12 protein-coding genes are annotated in these 16,409 nt (G+C 64.3%); 4 read left to right on the top strand and 8 right to left on the bottom strand.

The genetic code is table 11. The features are described from left to right. Positions 1-34 precede the first annotated feature (34 nt). Together gyrA and BM171_RS09020 are read left to right on the top strand one after the other, a co-directional pair. The gene (gyrA, locus tag BM171_RS09025; protein ID WP_093010806.1) at positions 35-2,797 is read left to right on the top strand and encodes a DNA gyrase subunit A; all 2,763 of its coding nucleotides are present in this window, start codon (positions 35-37) and stop codon (positions 2,795-2,797) included. 154 nt (positions 2,798-2,951) lie between these two features. Then, positions 2,952-3,815, top strand: coding sequence for a LysR family transcriptional regulator (locus BM171_RS09020; RefSeq protein ID WP_093010804.1), 864 nt, complete (start codon positions 2,952-2,954; stop codon positions 3,813-3,815). A 237-nt stretch (positions 3,816-4,052) separates the two neighbouring features. Here BM171_RS09020 and BM171_RS09015 read toward each other — a convergent pair whose 3' ends face one another. The 3 genes from BM171_RS09015 to BM171_RS09005 are packed head-to-tail and all read right to left on the bottom strand — an operon-like array spanning position 4,053 to position 7,488. After that, complete coding sequence (locus BM171_RS09015; protein WP_093010801.1) at positions 4,053-5,540, bottom strand: carboxypeptidase M32; 1,488 nt, start codon at positions 5,538-5,540, stop codon at positions 4,053-4,055. Then, complete coding sequence (gene ctaA, locus BM171_RS09010; RefSeq protein WP_093010799.1) at positions 5,537-6,682, bottom strand: heme A synthase; 1,146 nt, start codon at positions 6,680-6,682, stop codon at positions 5,537-5,539. Before ctaA ends, BM171_RS09015 begins: the two co-directional genes overlap by 4 nt. 59 nt (positions 6,683-6,741) lie before the next feature. Then, positions 6,742-7,488, bottom strand: a complete 747-nt coding sequence (locus BM171_RS09005) for an RNA methyltransferase (RefSeq protein WP_093010797.1) — start codon at positions 7,486-7,488, stop codon at positions 6,742-6,744. A 110-nt stretch (positions 7,489-7,598) separates the two neighbouring features. On the opposite strand from BM171_RS09005, the gene BM171_RS09000 reads away from it, so the two are divergent. Further along, on the top strand, positions 7,599-8,222 hold the full coding sequence (locus BM171_RS09000) for a thiamine phosphate synthase (RefSeq protein WP_093010795.1): 624 nt from the start codon (positions 7,599-7,601) through the stop codon (positions 8,220-8,222). 96 nt (positions 8,223-8,318) lie between these two features. Here BM171_RS09000 and argC read toward each other — a convergent pair whose 3' ends face one another. The 4 genes from argC to BM171_RS08980 form a co-directional block, all read right to left on the bottom strand. Beyond that, positions 8,319-9,347, bottom strand: coding sequence for an N-acetyl-gamma-glutamyl-phosphate reductase (gene argC, locus BM171_RS08995; protein ID WP_093010793.1), 1,029 nt, complete (start codon positions 9,345-9,347; stop codon positions 8,319-8,321). A gap of 37 nt (positions 9,348-9,384) precedes the next feature. Further along, on the bottom strand, positions 9,385-10,197 hold the full coding sequence (locus BM171_RS08990; RefSeq protein WP_093010791.1) for a glutamate racemase: 813 nt from the start codon (positions 10,195-10,197) through the stop codon (positions 9,385-9,387). Between the two features lie 36 nt (positions 10,198-10,233). Continuing rightward, positions 10,234-11,142, bottom strand: coding sequence for a lysophospholipid acyltransferase family protein (locus tag BM171_RS08985; protein WP_425438941.1), 909 nt, complete (start codon positions 11,140-11,142; stop codon positions 10,234-10,236). 119 nt (positions 11,143-11,261) lie between these two features. Continuing rightward, complete coding sequence (locus BM171_RS08980) at positions 11,262-14,684, bottom strand: indolepyruvate ferredoxin oxidoreductase family protein (RefSeq protein ID WP_093010789.1); 3,423 nt, start codon at positions 14,682-14,684, stop codon at positions 11,262-11,264. A 165-nt stretch (positions 14,685-14,849) separates the two neighbouring features. Between BM171_RS08980 and BM171_RS08975 the strand changes: the two genes are divergently transcribed. Further along, entirely contained in the window at positions 14,850-15,755 is a 906-nt protein-coding gene (locus tag BM171_RS08975; protein ID WP_093010787.1) for a LysR family transcriptional regulator, read from the top strand. A gap of 179 nt (positions 15,756-15,934) precedes the next feature. Here BM171_RS08975 and BM171_RS08970 read toward each other — a convergent pair whose 3' ends face one another. Next, positions 15,935-16,357 (bottom strand): PaaI family thioesterase, encoded by a 423-nt coding sequence (locus BM171_RS08970; RefSeq protein WP_093010785.1) that lies wholly within the window; start codon positions 16,355-16,357, stop codon positions 15,935-15,937. Between the last annotated feature and the right edge of the window lie 52 nt (positions 16,358-16,409).

Raw genomic sequence — 16,409 nt, 5'->3', positions numbered from 1 at the left:
CAAGATATAGAAATAGCACAGGCCAGCGCGACACGTGACCGATACGCCGGAACCCCCTGAAAACGAAGGACAAACCCCGCCCGAGCCGGCAGCTCCGTCGGGGCCTTCGATTTCCATAGTCGACGAGATGAAATCCTCCTACCTCGATTACGCGATGAGCGTGATCGTGAGCCGGGCGATTCCCGATCTGCGCGACGGCCTGAAACCTGTGCACCGGCGCATCCTTTACGCGATGCACGAGACCGGGAACACGCACGACAAGTCGTATCGAAAGTCCGCGCGCCCGGTGGGCGACGTCATGGGTCGCTATCACCCGCACGGCGACAGCGCGATCTACGATGCGCTGGTCCGGATGGCGCAGGATTTCTCCATGTCGCTGCCGCTTCTCGATGGTCAGGGCAATTTCGGCTCGATGGACGGGGACAACCCGGCCGCGATGCGCTACACCGAAGTGCGGATGGACAAGCCCGCGGGCTATCTTCTGGCCGATATCGACAAGGATACGGTCGACTTCCAGGACAATTACGACGGCAAGGACCGAGAACCGACCGTCCTGCCCGCGCGCTTCCCGAACATGCTCGTCAATGGCGCGGGCGGTATCGCGGTCGGCATGGCCACGAACATCCCCCCGCACAACCTGGGCGAAGTGGTGGACGCGACGCTCGCGCTGATCGACGAGCCGGATCTCACATCCGAGCAGCTCATCGAATACGTGCCGGGGCCGGATTTCCCCACCGGGGGACTGATGCTTGGCCGTTCGGGCGCGCGGAAGGCGTATCTCGAAGGACGCGGCTCGGTCATCATCCGCGCCAAGACCCGCGTCGAGGAGCTGCGGAAGGACCGTTACGCCATCGTCGTCGACGAGATCCCCTACCAGGTGAACAAGGCCTCGATGATCGAGAAGATCGCCGAGGCGGCGCGCGACAAGAAGATCGAGGGCATCGCCCATGTGCAGGACGAGAGCGACCGCTCGGGCGTCCGCGTCGTGGTCGAACTCAAGCGCGACGCGACCCCGGACGTGGTGCTTAACCAGCTTTTCCGGTTCACCCCGATGCAGACTTCGTTCGGCTGCAACATGCTGGCGCTGAACGGCGGCAAGCCTGAACAGCTGACGCTGCGAAAGTTCCTGACCGCCTTCATCGACTTCCGCGAAGACGTCGTCGCCCGGCGCACCGCCTATCTTCTTCGCAAAGCGCGCGAGCGCAGTCACATCCTGTGCGGTCTCGCGGTCGCGGTGTCCAACGTGGACGAGGTCGTTGCCACGATCCGGGCCTCCGCCGATGCGTCCGAAGCGCGCGAGAAGCTGATGACGCGCCGCTGGCCGGCCGAAGAGATCGCGCCGTATATCCGGCTCATCGACGATCCGACGCACAAGATGAACGAGGACGGGACATATAACCTGTCCGAGGCGCAGGCCCGCGCGATCCTTGAGCTACGCCTCCAGCGCCTGACCCAGCTCGGCGTGAAGGAAGTCACCGACGAGCTCGAAGAGCTGGCCGGCAAGATCAAGGAATACCTGGAGATCCTCGGAAGCCGCGAGCGGATCATGGGCATCATCGCCGACGAGCTGCGCGAGGTGCGCGAGCTTTTCGCCGTGCCGCGCCGCACCGAGATCGCCGATTGGGCCGGCGACATGGACGACGAGGACCTGATCGAACGCGAGGACATGGTCGTCACCGTCACGCAAGGTGGCTACATCAAGCGCACGCCGCTGGCCGATTTCAGAAGCCAGAAGCGCGGCGGCAAGGGGCTTTCCGGCGGTCAGCTAAAAGAAGATGACGCGGTCACGACGCTCTTCGTCGCCAACACCCACACGCAGCTTCTGTTCTTCACGACCGACGGGATGGTCTACAAGCTCAAGACCTGGCGCCTGCCGCTGGGCGGGCGGACCTCCAAGGGCAAGGCGATCGTCAACATCCTGCCCATTCCGACGGGCGTTTCCATCGCCGCGATCATGCCGGTCGACCGCGACGAGGCAGATTGGGACGAGCTGCAGATCGTGTTCGCCACGTCCAAGGGCTCCGTCCGCCGCAACCGGCTGTCCGATTTCACCAACGTCATGCGTAACGGCAAGATCGCGATGAAATTCGAGGGCGAGGACGAGAATACCCGCCTTATCAACGCGCGCATCTGCTCCGAAGAGGACGATGTGATGCTGGTAACGGATTCAGGCCGCGCGATCCGCTTCCGCGTGCCGGATGTGCGCGTCTTCAACTCGCGCAATTCCACCGGGGTGCGCGGCATCAAGCTGTCGAACGGCGACGAGGTCGTCTCGATGTCCGTGATCCGCAGTTTCTCGGCGGAGTCCGATGAGCGCGCCTCCTATCTCAAGATGCGCCGCGCGATGGCTGGTCTTGCTGACGACGCGGAGGTCTCCGACGGCGAGGAAGAGGATGGCAATGCCAACGCTCCCCTCGCGCCCGAGCGCTATGCGGAGATGTCGGCCGCAGAAAACCTGATTCTCACGATCACCGCGGGCGGTCTCGGCAAGCTCACGTCGAGCCACGACTATCCGGTGCGTGGCAGGGGCGGCATGGGTGTCACGGCATGGGAGAAAACCATGCGCGGCGGACCGATCGTCGCGTCCTTCCCTGTGGAGATCGACGACCAGATCATGCTCGCCACCTCCAAGGGCCAATCGATCCGTGTGCCGGTCGACGGCATTTCCTTCCGCTCCCGCTCTGCGGGAGGTGTGAAAGTGTTCAACACGGGCAAAGGTGAGACCGTCGTGTCGGTCGCCTGGATCGCAGAGCAGGCGGAAGACGACGGCCCCGAGACGGAAAACACAGAAGAATAGGTGTGAATCCGCTCACACACGCAAAATGCAATGGCGGATTTCCGCAAATGAGCCACATTACCCGAGGTGACGTGGGGCAAAGCGGTCGTGTCCCGCGTTGTATGTTGTGTTAGGCGCACATCTTCACTCGCTTCAATCGCAGGTAGCACGCTCAATGGACAACTGGGATGATCTGAGGTTCCTCGTCGCGCTCTCGCGAACCGGAACCATGACAGCCGCAGCCAAGATGCTGGGGACCAATACCGCGACCGTGTCGCGCCGGATCGAACGGCTGTCCGAAACCCTTGGCGAGCCGGCATTCGTGAAGACCGCGCACGGGTGGAAGCCGTCCACCTCCGTTGCGCGGTTGATCGACCTCGCGCAGACCTTCGACGGAGAGCTGCAGACCGCGCTCAACTCCCGAGAGCCGTCTGAAGGTTCGCAGCAAGTGCCGGTGAATATTGGGTGTCCTCCATTCGTGACCTCCCAGGTCCTGATCCCGAACATGAGCACCGAGACGGAGACGCTGTCCGGCATCGGGCTGACCTTCAACGATCGGCTCCTCCGCGAGGGTCTAGGCGAGCATGACATCGTCGTTCAGCTGGGCACGCCCGATAGCGGGCGCGTGGTGACGCGCAAGGCAGGCAGCATCCTGTTCAACATGTTCACCAAGCGTGGCAGCAGCGCCGAAACCAATCGCTGGATCGGTCTGTCAGAAATGTTCGACCAGGCTCCGGTCATGACGATGGGGCGCGACATGTTCGACACTCAACCGGCAGTGCGCGTTGAAAATTTCGCGGCGATCTTCAGCCTGATCCATGTCACGGGCATGCACGGCCCCCTGCCCGAAATCATGGCGGCGGCATCGAGCGAGCTCGAATATTCGAAACCCGGCACGGAGCCGTTCGAGGCGGAATTCTGGATCATGTTCCATGAAACGCGGCGCTCCGACCCGGTGATCCGCAGGGTTGTCGACTGGATCATGGACGCCTTCGTGAAACTCGACGAAGTCCAGCGCCGGCATCTAGAGAGCGGTTGAGTCGCCGGCCGTCTTTGCAATCTCAGGTTTGAGAAATCGGCACTTGGCAGGCAACACGTTCTGATAGAGTGTTTAACTTGTACATGTATTCGTAGCTGAGTTTTTCGAGCGGCATCCCGCCCCTGACATTCAGGGAACGGACCATGCCAATCGGTCTCTCAGTGGGGTTACACGGTGCTTTCGCACCACACCACTTGCACACCGTAGCACTGGCGCGGCCTTCGGGCCGCGCTTTTTTCATGCCGCGCGGAGCCCGTAGAGCTGCATAAACTTGGCCTCGAGATAGCTCAAGAGCGGCTCCTCCGTTGGCTCAGCCCCGGTCGCTTGTCCGATGACCTCGCGCGGCCGGTAGCGGCCACCATGCACCTGGACATTGTCCCGCAGCCAGCCTGTCGCCCCCGACAGATCACCGGCCGCGAGTTCGGCATCGAGGTTCGGTCTTGCCTGCCGCAGCGCCTCGTTGAGGCAGCCGGCATAGACATTGCCCAGCGTGTAGGTCGGGAAATAGCCGAAGAGGCCCACGGACCAGTGCACGTCCTGCAGAACGCCGTTGGATGCGCGGTCGACCTTGTAGCCGAAATCGGCCTCGAACCTCTCGTTCCAGGCCGCCTCGAGATCGTCGACCTCGAGATCCCGCGCGATAAGCGCCCGTTCGAGGTCATAACGAAGAAGCACGTGCAGGTTGTACTGCACCTCGTCCGCCTCGGTGCGGATGTAGCCGTTCCGCACGTTGTTCACGGCGCGGTAGAACCCGTCGGGCGAGGTGATGCCGATGTCGCCGAAGGCTTCGCCCATTTGACCGAAAAGCCAGTGGGTGAAGGCTTCGGAGCGCCCGAGCTGGTTCTCGTAAATCCGGCTTTGGCTTTCGTGAACGCCCATCGACACACCCTGCCCCAAAGGTGTCAGCAGGTAGGCCGGATCGACGTTCTGCTCGTAGCTCGCATGACCGACCTCGTGGATCGTCGAATAGAGGCAGTTAAACGGATCGTCCTCGGCGGTGCGGGTCGTGATCCGAACATCGGTGCCCGAGCCGGAAGAGAACGGATGCACCGCCTTGTCGACCCGGCCCCGGCTCATGTCATAGCCGAAGGTCTTGGCAATATGCCGGGCCAGGCGCATCTGCGCGCCCTCGTCGAAGCTGCCCGACAGCCCGGCCGGCGCTTCGGCGCCCAGCACCTTCTCGCGTAGCGCGACGAGCCTCGGCCGCAGCGCACCGAACATCGCATCGAGGCTCTCGGCCGTCGCACCGGGCTCGTAATCGTCGAGAAGGGCGTTATAGACATCGCCGCCATCGCTCAGGGCCGCGCCCTCTTCGCGCTTGAGGGCCAGCACCTCTTTGAGAGTGGGCGCGAAGGCCTGGAAGTCGTCCTTGGCACGAGCCTCGGCCCAGACGCCTTGCGCGACGGACATGACGCGCGCGAGCTCGGAGGCGAGCTTGGCGGGCATCCGGCTCGTGCGGTCGAAGCTGCGGCGGATGTGGCGCATCTGCGCGCGCTCGACCTCGCCTAGCGCGGTATCGTCTATCTCCGCCAGCCAGTCGCCGACGCGGGGATCGCTACGGCGGGCATGAAGGACGGATTCCATCGCCGCCATCTCCTCGCTGCGCTGCTGGGTCGCGCCGCGCGGCATGACGGTTTCCTGGTCCCAGCCAAGTCGTCCGGCGACCTGGCCGAGTGCCTCGGTCTCCCGCTGGAATGCCATCAGGTCGGAATAGGCGTCGGTCATGCATGGCCTCTCAGGGATTGCGGTTTGGGATAGCCCGCGCCGAAGCGCGCGCGAAGGATCAGCACCCAGAGGATCACCGCCCCAAGCTGGTGCACGATGGCGATCTCGAGCGGTGCGCCGTAGAGCACCGTGACGACGCCCAGCACCATCTGCAGGAGCATCATCGCCATCACGGCGTTGAAACGGAAGCACGTATCGGCGTTGGGCGAGCGGCGCGCGCGAAGCCACACCACGATGCCGAAGACAAAGAGCAGGTACCCCGCCAGACGGTGCATGAACTGCACAAGGCCCGCATTCTCGAAGAAATTGCGCCAGACAGGCTCGATCTCGAACGGCGTCGGCGGGAAGATCCCGCCGGCCATCAGGGGCCAGTCGGTGTAGTTGCGCCCCGCGTCGATGCCCGCGACGAGCGCGCCGAGCAGGATCTGCAGAAATGCGAAATGCATGAGGCCCGTGCCCATCGAGAAGAGCTTGGCCTCGCGCATCCGCCGCCGCTGGATGAGGTCACGCTCGGGCTGGCCAAGCTGAAACGTGTACCACGCGATGAGGCCAAGGATCACGAAGGCGAGGCCCAGATGCGTCGCGAGACGGTAGCTGGCCACGTCGATCCGGTCGCCCGAGAGACCGGAGGAGACCATCCACCAGCCGATCGCCCCTTGCAACCCGCCAAGAGCGCCAAGCCCCAGAAGCCGGCCGGTCCAGCCGGGCGGGATATTGCGCGTGGCGAGGAAGCCGACGAACCCGAGCGCCCAGACAAGGCCGACGAACCGGCCAAGCTGCCGATGGCCCCATTCCCACCAGTAAATGAACTTGAACTCCTCAAGGCTCATCCCGACATTCTGCAGCCGGTATTCGGGGATCTGGCGGTAGGCGTCGAACTCGCGCTGCCAGGCTTCGGCATTCATTGGCGGCAGCGCCCCCGAGACCGGCGCCCATTCGGTGATCGACAGGCCGCTATCGGTCAGCCTCGTGAGCCCGCCCACGACGATCATCGCGAGCACGAGCGCAAAGAGCAGCATAAGCCACAGACGCACCGCGGCTCGTGCACCGCGCCGTCCCTTGTCGATGACGCCGGTCTCGGCGGCCTGCCTCGGAGCGCTGTCGGCGCCGACTTCCTCGAACAATTTTCGCTGTTTGCTCATGCCTTGGAACCTTGGGAATTGGTGCCGGGACAGTATGCGCGGGGCAGTCCCGCTTCAAGTCAGCCGCCCCGGTCTTTCCAGCGCACCATTTGCCGCAGGATGCCGTGGAAGGTCTGCACGTCGGAGCGCGTGAGCGGCATCCGCGACCAGAGATTCCTCAGGTTGCGCTTCATGCCTTCGGCCTTGTGGTCCGGGAAGAAGAAGCCCGCCTCTTCCATGCGCTCTTCGTAATGACGCGACAACGCGGCGACCTCCGCCTGGTTGGCCCATTCCGTGCCGCCCATCGCCGTGGTCAGCTCTGTCACCTCCGCAGAGGCACGCCGCCATTCATAGGCGGTCAGCAGGACACACTGGGCCAGGTTGAGCGAGGGGAAATCGGGGTTCACCGGGACGGAGATGATGCCGTTCGCAATGGCGATATCGTCATTCTCGAGCCCGGCGCGCTCGGGCCCGAACAGCACCGCGACCTTCTGACCTTGCGCGCTGCGCTCTGCAAGCTCGCGCATCGCCGCCTCGGGCGAGTAGACGGGTTTCGTCAGCCCGCGCGGGCGCGCCGTCGTTGCCAGAACGAAATCGGCATCGGCGACCGCGTCCTGCGTGGCGCCGAAGAGTTGCGCGTCATCGAGAAGCCGGCCTGCCCCGCTGGCCATCGCGACGGCCTTCGGGTTCGGCCAGCCGTCGCGCGGGGCGACAAGGCGCATGCGGTCGAGCCCGAAATTCCACATCGCGCGCGCGGCCGCGCCGATATTCTCACCCATCTGGGGCGAGACAAGGACATAGGCGGGCTGCGGCAGGTCACTGGACATGGGACGGGACTTACGCCCTCGGCCCTTGGCCCGCAAGCGCGCGCGAGACCGTCTGGTCCTTTGCCGCAGCATTCTGTATGAGGCCCCAACATCCTGAAGGAGCGCGCGAAATGGCCGAGAGCGACCGCCCGCAAATCTACCTCGTCACCCCGCCCGAAATCGACCTCATGCGCTTTCCCGAGACGCTGTCCGCGGTGCTCGAGGCGCAAGAGATCGCCTGTCTGCGCCTGTCGCTTGCAACGCGCGACGAGGACGTGCTGATGCGCGCGGCCGACGCCATCCGCGAGATCGCTCACGCGTTCGACGTAGCGCTCGTGATCGACACGCATGTCGTTCTGGCCGACCGGCTCGGCCTTGACGGGGTGCACCTGACCGACGGCGCGCGATCGGTGCGCGCGGCGCGCAAGGAGCTGGGGCTGGACGCCATCGTTGGCGCGTTCTGCGGCACGTCGCGCCATGACGGCATGAACGCGGGCGAAGGCGGGGCCGATTACGTGAGCTTCGGCCCGGTCTCGGGCGGCGCGCTTGGCGACGGATCGCTTGCGGAGCGCGATCTTTTCGCCTGGTGGTCCGAGATGATCGAGGTGCCGGTCGTGGCCGAAGGCGGCATCACCGCCGAGGTCGCGCGCGATCTCGCGCCGGTCGTCGATTTCGTCTCGGTCGGCGAGGAGATCTGGCGCACCGACGATCCGGGAACGGCCCTCGCCGGGATCGTCGCCGCGCTGGAAGGATAGCGCGCGAAGGGGGCTTGCTGCCCCCTCTTCGGGGCCTTTGGCCCCGAATTCACCCCCGCCGGTATTTTCGCCAACCCAAAGACAGGGGCGCGCGCCTCAGGGGAAGCAGGGCGCGAGCATGAGGCCCGTCGACTCGGGAAGATCGAGCATCAGGTTCGCGTTCTGGAGAGCCTGCCCCGAGGACCCCTTGGTCAGGTTATCGAGCGCCGCCACAACGATTGCGCGGCCCGGGATGCGGTCCGCGACAACACCGATATGGCAGAAATTCGAGCCCCGCACGTGATGGGTCGAGGGCGTCTCGCCCATCGGTAGGACTTCGAGGAACGGCTCGTCCGCATATGCAGTCGCCAGTGCGTCGTGGATCGCGGCGGGATCGCCTGAAAGGTACGCGGTGGCGAGAATGCCGCGGTTCATGGGCGCGAGATGCGGAGTGAATTGGATTCGGACCTCGCGGCCCGCGAGCTGCGAGAACTCCTGGTCGAACTCGCCCAGATGCCGATGGGTGCCGCCGACCCCGTAGGCATTCGTGCTTTCGGAGAGCTCGGCATGGAGGAGGTTCTCCTTGAGCGAGCGCCCGGCCCCCGACACACCGCATTGCAGATCGAGGATGATATCGTCGAGCCCGATCACCGAGGCCGAGATCAGGGGGCGCAGGACGTACTGGCCGGTCGCCGCATTGCAGCCCGTCCCGGCGACGATGCGCGCCTTCGCGATCTCGCGGCGGTAAAACTCGGTCAGACCGTAGACCGCCTCTTTCTGAAGCTCGGGCGCGGCGTGATCGTTGCCGTACCAGCGCTTGTATTCCGCCGGATCGCGGAGCCTGAAATCGGCCGACAGATCAACGATCTTCAGATGGCCGGGCAGCTGCGAGATGACTTCTTGGCTCGTTTTGTGCGGCAGCGCGCAGAAGCATAGGTCGATGCCGGAAAAGTCGATCTCTTCCCAGGTGACGAGGCGGGGCAGCTCCAGATGCCGCAGATGCGGGAAGACTTGCGCCATCTCCTGGCCCGCCTTGGAATTGGCGGCCAGGGCGGCGATCTCGAGGTCTGGATGTGTGGCGATGAGGCGGATCAGTTCGGCGCCGGTATAGCCCGAGGCTCCGATGATGGCGATATTCTTGGTCATGGCGGGGCTCCCTTTCGTGGGGGCGGAGGTCGTTGGATCAGGCGGGCTCGAAGGCGATCGATCGTCGGAGAAACTGCGTCACCTGGCCCGAGACGCGCGCGGGATCGCCCGTGGTGAAGAAGCGCGAGGCGGTGCCCGGTCCGGTCATCTCGGGGTGCCGGGCGAGATAGTCCGCAAGGCTTTCGGAGACGACCGACGGTTGGGAATAGACCGACACGTCCGGACCCAGCGCCTCACGGAAGATCTCTTCCATGAGCGGGTAATGCGTGCAGCCGAGAATCGCGGCGTCGGGTTCGGGCATCTTGCGCTTGAGCGCATCGACATGACTACGCACCAGCGCCTCGGCGAGGATCATGTCGCCTTCCTCGATCGCATCGACCAGCCCGCCGCAAGCCTGCGCCTCGACGTCGACGCCCACTGCGCGGAAGCTCAATTCGCGCTGGAAGGCACGGCTCCGGACGGTGGCCGGCGTCGCAAAGAGCGCGACGGAATTGATGGCGACTTCGCGCGGCGGAGAATTGTCGCCCCATTGCCGTTCTGTCAGAGCCTCGATCAGCGGCACGAAGACGCCGAGCACCCGCTTGTCGCGTGGAATCCACGTCTCCTGCATCCGCCGCAACGCCGCGGCAGAGGCGGTGTTACAGGCCAGGATGACCAGATCGCACCCTTCCGCCCAGAGCCGCTCGACCCCGCGCGTCGTCAGATCGTAGATCGCGCCGGCGTCGCGCACGCCGTAAGGCGCGTTGGCATTGTCGCCGAGATAGACGAAGGGCTGGTCGGGCAGACGCTTTTGCAGCGCGTCGAGCACGGTGAGGCCGCCCAGCCCCGAATCGAAGACGCCTATGGCCATCGGCCGCTCCCTGCCCTCATCCGCGACGATACCGGCCTAGTGGCGGGTCCGTGCGCGGTGTTTTTCCTCGAACTCGTAGCCCGGCAAATCGGGAACGAGCGGTGTCGGGGACAGCTCATAGGTGGATTTGCGAAGGAAATCCATCATCCCGCGCGCATCCGAGGCGCGGGCGGCAATCTCGCTTGCCGGGATCGGAGCGCCGATCACGATCCGCACGGGTTTATCGACCCGGCGGCGGAATTCCCGGATCAGAAGGCCCATCCGCAGCGTGGTGTGAAGATGGCTCGCAAGCTGGAAGAGGCGCGAGTTCGCGCCATCGAAATAGACCGGAACGACGGTCGCGCCGGACTTGGCGATCATCCGGGCGGTGAAGCTGCGCCAGCCGGGATCCATCGGCCGCGCGAACGGCGTGAGGCTGGTAGAGACGGTGCCGCCCGGAAAGATGCCGATCGCGCCGCCCTGGCCAAGATAGCGCAAGGCTTCCTTGCGGACGGAGACATTCTCCGCGACTGCCTCTTTCGTCTCGTCGAAATTGACCGGCAGGATCACCCGGTCGAGATCGGACGCCTTGCGGAAGACCTTGTGGGCGAGGATGCGGAAATCGCCGCGCCGCAACGAGAGAAGATGGCCAAGGATGAGCCCGTCGAGGATGCCGTAGGGATGGTTCGCCACGACGACGAGCGGCCCTGAGGCGGGGATATTCTCGAGAGTGCCGCCGACGATATCGAGCTTCAGACCGTAGCGGTCGACCATCACCTGCCAGAAATCCGCGCCGTTCGCGACATCGCCTTCATAGCCGCGCACACGCTTGATGAGGCGCACCCGGCCTGTGGCGTTCTCCATCAGGCGAATGAGCGCGCGGCCGGGGCGGCTTTGCGCGGAATAGGAATAGCTGATGTCGCGCGCGACCTGTCTTTCGGCCTTCACGGTCGGTCCGTCCTTCATGCCCGGGCCCGGTGGTGGGCGTTCTCATGCAACGGATATGTAACGAGGAGATGACAAAAGCGCTGCCCCGAAGGCGACACGCTGCCGCGGCGGATGGTCCCGCCGCGACAGCAGGGCGCTTATTCGGCGGCCTTTCGCAAGCCCTCGCCACCCGATCTCAGCGAGGCGAGGATCTCCTCGCGGCGCTTTTCGGCCTTGGCGAGGTTCGCCGCCTTCACAGGGCCGAAGCCGCGCACCGAGAGGGGAAGCTCTGCGAGCGCGCTCAGCGCGTCCTTCCGTTCGGGCGTGGCCTTGGGCAGCCATTCGGCCATGTCGGCCTCGTATTGGCGGATGAGCGCGCGCTCGGAGCGGCGTTCTTCGGAGCGGCCGAAGGGATCGAACGGCGTGCCGCGAAGGAACTTGAGCCGCGCAAGGGGGCCGAAGGCGCGGGTCAGCCCCTCGCCGAAGGATTTCTTGCGCGGGCGGCCGTCCGAGCCTTCCTTCGACAAAAGCGGCGGAGCGAGATGGAAGGTCATCTTGAAATCGCCACCGAATTCCTCGCGGGCTTTCTCGCGGGTGGCAAGGTGAAGGCGCGCGACCTCGTATTCGTCCTTGTAGGAGAGGACCTTGTGATAGCCCTTGGCGACGGCTTCCTTGAGACCCGGATCCTCGACGCTGTCCACGAGGTTGCGGTAGCGCCGGGCGAGACGCTTGGACTGGTAGGCAGTCAAGTGCTCGGCGCGCGCCTCGATCCGTTCATCGAGCGTCTTCGGCTTCTGCAAGACCTTGGGAGCGACCATGTTCGCCGCCTCCTCGGGGTGCAAAGCGGCCCAGCGACCGATCTCGAAAGCGCGCAGGTTCTTTTCGACCGCCGCTCCGTTCAGCCGCATCGCCTGTTCGATCGCATCATGCGGCAGCGGCACGAGGCCCATCTGCCAGGCCGCCCCGAGGATCATCGTGTTCGAGAAGATCGAATCGCCCATAACGACGCGGGCGAGATCGGTCGCATCGAAGAAGACCGCCCGCTCTTTCATGCGCCGCTCGAGCGCAAGGCGTAGCCTGTCGGCGGGCAGCGCGAACTCGGTATCGCGGGTGAAGTCGCCGGTGATGATTTCATGGCTGTTCACGATGGCGCCGGTACGGCCCGTGCGCGTGAGGCCGAGCGTCTTCGAACCGGCACTCACGACAAGGTCGCCGCCGATCAGCGCGTCGGCTTCGCCGGTCGCAACGCGGATCGCGGAGATATCGTCCGGTCTCTCGGCGATCCGCAAGTGGATGTGCACCGCCCCGCCCTTCTGGGCGAGGCCCGCCATCTCCATCATGCCCGCGCCCTTGCCTGCGATCTGCGCGGCCTGGGCGAGCACCGCGCCGACCGTCACGACGCCGGTGCCGCCGACGCCGGTGATGACCATGTTCCACGTCTTGTCGATCTCGGGGATTTGCGGCTCGGGCAGGTCCGGCAGGTCGATCCCGGTGCCGCCGCCCACCTTGGGCTCTGCACCGGTCAGCGTCACGAAAGACGGGCAGAAGCCGCGCAGGCAGGAATAATCCTTGTTGCAGGACGACTGGTCGATCGCGCGTTTGCGCCCGAACTCCGTCTCTTTCGGGACGATGGAGACGCAGTTCGACTGCACGCCGCAATCGCCGCAGCCTTCGCAGACATCGGTGTTGATGAAAACGCGGGTATCGGGATCGGGAAAGAGGCCGCGCTTGCGGCGGCGGCGTTTCTCGGCGGCACAGGTCTGCACGTAGATGATGGCGGAGACGCCCGCCACGTCGCGGAGTTCCTTCTGCACCGCGTCAAGATCGCGGCGGGGATGCCAGCCGACGGAACCGGGGAAGTCCTCGCGCCGGGGTTCTTCCTTCTCGTCGAACACGACCTCGATCCGCGGCACGCCCATTGCCTCGAGTTCGCGGGCGATGCGGTCGGGTGTCAGCCCACCCTCGTTCTTCTGCCCGCCCGTCATGGCGACGGCGTCGTTGTAAAGGATCTTGTAGGTGATGTTGGTGCCGGCCGCGAGCGCGGCGCGGATCGCCTGCACGCCCGAATGGTTGTACGTGCCGTCGCCGAGATTCTGGAAGACGTGTTCCGTCTTGGAGAACGGTGCCTCGCCGATCCAGTTCGCGCCTTCCGCCCCCATATGGGTGAAGCCTTCGGTATTCCGGTCCATCCACTGGACCATGTAATGACAGCCGATCCCGGCATAGCCGCGGCTGCCGTCGGGCACCTTGGTCGAAGTGTTGTGCGGACAGCCCGAGCAATAATAAGGCAGCCGCGCCGCGATCTCCTCGGCATTGTCGGCGCGGCGGGCCTCGTCGAGTTTCGACAGCCCTGCCTTCACCGCGTCCGTGCCGCGCCCTTCCTCGATCAGGATGCCGCCCAGCTTCTCCGCGATCCAGACAGGATCGAGCGCGCCTCGGGTCGGGAACAGCTCTTCTCGGTGCATCCCGCCCGCGCCGCCCTTGTACCAGCCATAGACACGGCGGCCCCGGCGATCGTCGAAAATCGCCTCCTTGACCTGAACCTCGATGAGCTTGCGCTTCTCCTCCACGATGACGATGAGCTCGAGATCCTCGGCCCAATCGTGAAAGCCCTTCATGTCCAGCGGGAAGGTCTGGCCGACCTTGTAGGTGGTGATGCCGAGCCGCTCTGCCTCCGCCTCATCGATCCCGAGAAGCGTCAGGGCGTGGGTCAGATCGAGCCAGTTCTTGCCGGCGGCGACAAGGCCGATCTTGGCTCCGGGCTTGCCCCAGACGCGCTTGTCCATGCGGTTGGCGTGGCTGAACGCCTCGGCGGCATAGCGCTTGAAATCGATCATCCGCGCCTCTTGCAGGTGCGGCGTATCGCCAAGGCGGATGTTGAGGCCGCCTTCAGGCATGTCGAAATCGCCCGGAAGCGCGAGCTGCATTCGGTCCGGGCGCCCATCGACGACCGCCGTCGCCTCCACGGTGTCCTTCATCGTCTTGAGCCCGACCCACAGACCCGAAAAGCGCGACAGCGCATAGCCGTAGATGCCGTAGTCGAGAATTTCCTGCACGCCCGCGGGCGACACGACCGGCATGTAGGCATCGACGAGCGCCCATTCGGACTGATGCAGAACGGTCGAGGATTCGCCGGTGTGGTCGTCCCCCATCGCCATGAGGACGCCGCCATGTTTCGAGGTACCCGCCATGTTCGCGTGGCGCATTACGTCGCCCGATCGGTCGACGCCCGGCCCCTTGCCGTACCAGAGGCCGAAAACCCCGTCATACTTGCCCTCACCCCGAAGCTCGGCCTGCTGGCTGCCCCAGAGTTGCGTGGCGGCGAGATCCTCGTTGAGGCCCTCGCGGAACAAGACGTTCGCCCCGGCAAGGTGCTTTGCGGCGCGGTTCATCTGCAAATCGACCGCACCGAGCGGCGAGCCGCGATAGCCGGTGACGTAGCCTGCGGTATTCAGACCTGCCGCGCGATCACGCGCCGATTGCGTCAGCATCAGCCGAACCAGCGCCTGCGTGCCATTCAAGAGAACCTGGTTCTTTTCGAGGTCGAACCGGTCGTCGAGGGAAATTTCCTGCTTCGACATTTTGCGCCTCCCGTCGCTAAATGCTGCCGCCAATACTTGAATTTTAGGTCAAATGAGCTGACCTGCATAGGCAAATTGCGGATTTATCCGGAGCTTGGGCAGCAAGATGCTTAACCTTTCACATAGTTTTGCGTAGGTGCTTGGACAGGGAAGAAAGAGACCGCCATGGATTGGGATAAACTCAGAATCTTTCACGCCGTTGCCGACGCTGGCAGCCTCACGCATGCGGGCGATGCGCTTCACCTGTCGCAATCGGCCGTGTCGCGGCAGATCCGCGGGCTCGAAGAGGCGCTCGATACGACCTTGTTTCACCGACATGCGCGTGGACTGATTCTCACCGAACAGGGCGAATTGCTCTTCGATGCGACGGTCGCGATGGTCAAACGGATCGACGCGGCCACCGCGCGTATCCGCGACAGCGAGGAAGAGGTCTTCGGCGAATTGCGCGTGACGACCACGACGGGTTTCGGCTCGCTCTGGCTCGCACCGCGCCTGTCGAAGCTTTATGACAAGTATCCCGAGCTCAATATCGACCTCATGCTGGAGGAACGCGTGCTCGACCTGCCCATGCGCGAGGCCGATGTTGCGATCCGCATGAAAGAGCCCTCGCAGGCAGACCTCATTCGCAAGCGGCTGATGAACATCCGGATGCGGCTCTACGCATCGCCCGATTATCTCGCCGCCAATGGCACGCCCGAGACGCTGGAGGACATGAGCCAGCATCGGCTCATCTGCCAGAACACCCGCTCGGCGCAGGTTTCGGCGGGCCTGAACCTCGTGCAGGAGCTCTTGACCTACGACATCAGAACCACGCTTTCGGTGAACAATTACTTCGGCGTTCTACAGGCGGTCATCTCCAACCTCGGGATCGGGGTGTTGCCGGATTACATCATAGAGGATTTCCCCTCCATCGTCCGAGTCCTGCCTGACGTGGAGTCAAACGATGTGCCGGTTTTCCTCGCCTATCCCGAGGAACTGCGCCATTCCAAGAGGATAGAAGCCTTCCGCGATTTCGTTCAGGACGAGATTTTCGCCCATCGCAAGACGCGGCAGCAGATGGGCACCGGCTGACCGGCCCGCTATGTGAAAAGCGCATAACGGCCATGTTGCAGGTGCGGCACAATCTGGCTTGAACGACTCAAAACTGCTCATTAATTGCCCAGTATGTCGATGGCGCGGTCAGACGCGCATCATCTTCATACCTCCCTGTTGGACTTCGGCCGAGCTTTGTGCTCGGCCTTTTTTTTGGCTCAGGGCTTCGGCGGCAGGGAATAGGTCAGATTCGCCCGCGCGACCGGCTCCGGCGCACCCTCGGAATAAAGCAGCACATCACAGACGCTGAGCACCCGGCCAAGCTTCAGAACACGGCATTCAGCCAGCACGTCCCGGCCGGCTTCGGGCTTTCGCATGAAATCGATGGAGCAATTGGTCGTGACCGCCAGCGCCTCCTTCCCGATCCGCGCCATCGTCGCCACATAGGCTGCGACATCGGCCAGACCGAACATCGCCGGGCCCGAAACCGTCCCGCCGGGACGCAGATGCCGTTCATTGGCGAAAAGCCGCATCACGAGAAGATCCTCGTCGAGGCGGTCGATCCCGAACATGCCTCTGACTTGCGGGAAGACCTCGTCGAGGAAGGGGCCCATCTCTTCCGCTGTCACCTTGATCGTCATCGGAGTGTCGTCTCCCCCGTTTTCTTCCGCTCCACTCGCGCGTAGGCTGACG

The sequence above is a fragment of the Roseivivax halotolerans genome, from assembly GCF_900115815.1.
GTDB lineage: Bacteria > Pseudomonadota > Alphaproteobacteria > Rhodobacterales > Rhodobacteraceae > Roseivivax > Roseivivax halotolerans.
The sequence above is the reverse complement of the archived record's forward strand: the minus strand, read 5'-3'. Positions and strand labels throughout refer to the sequence as shown.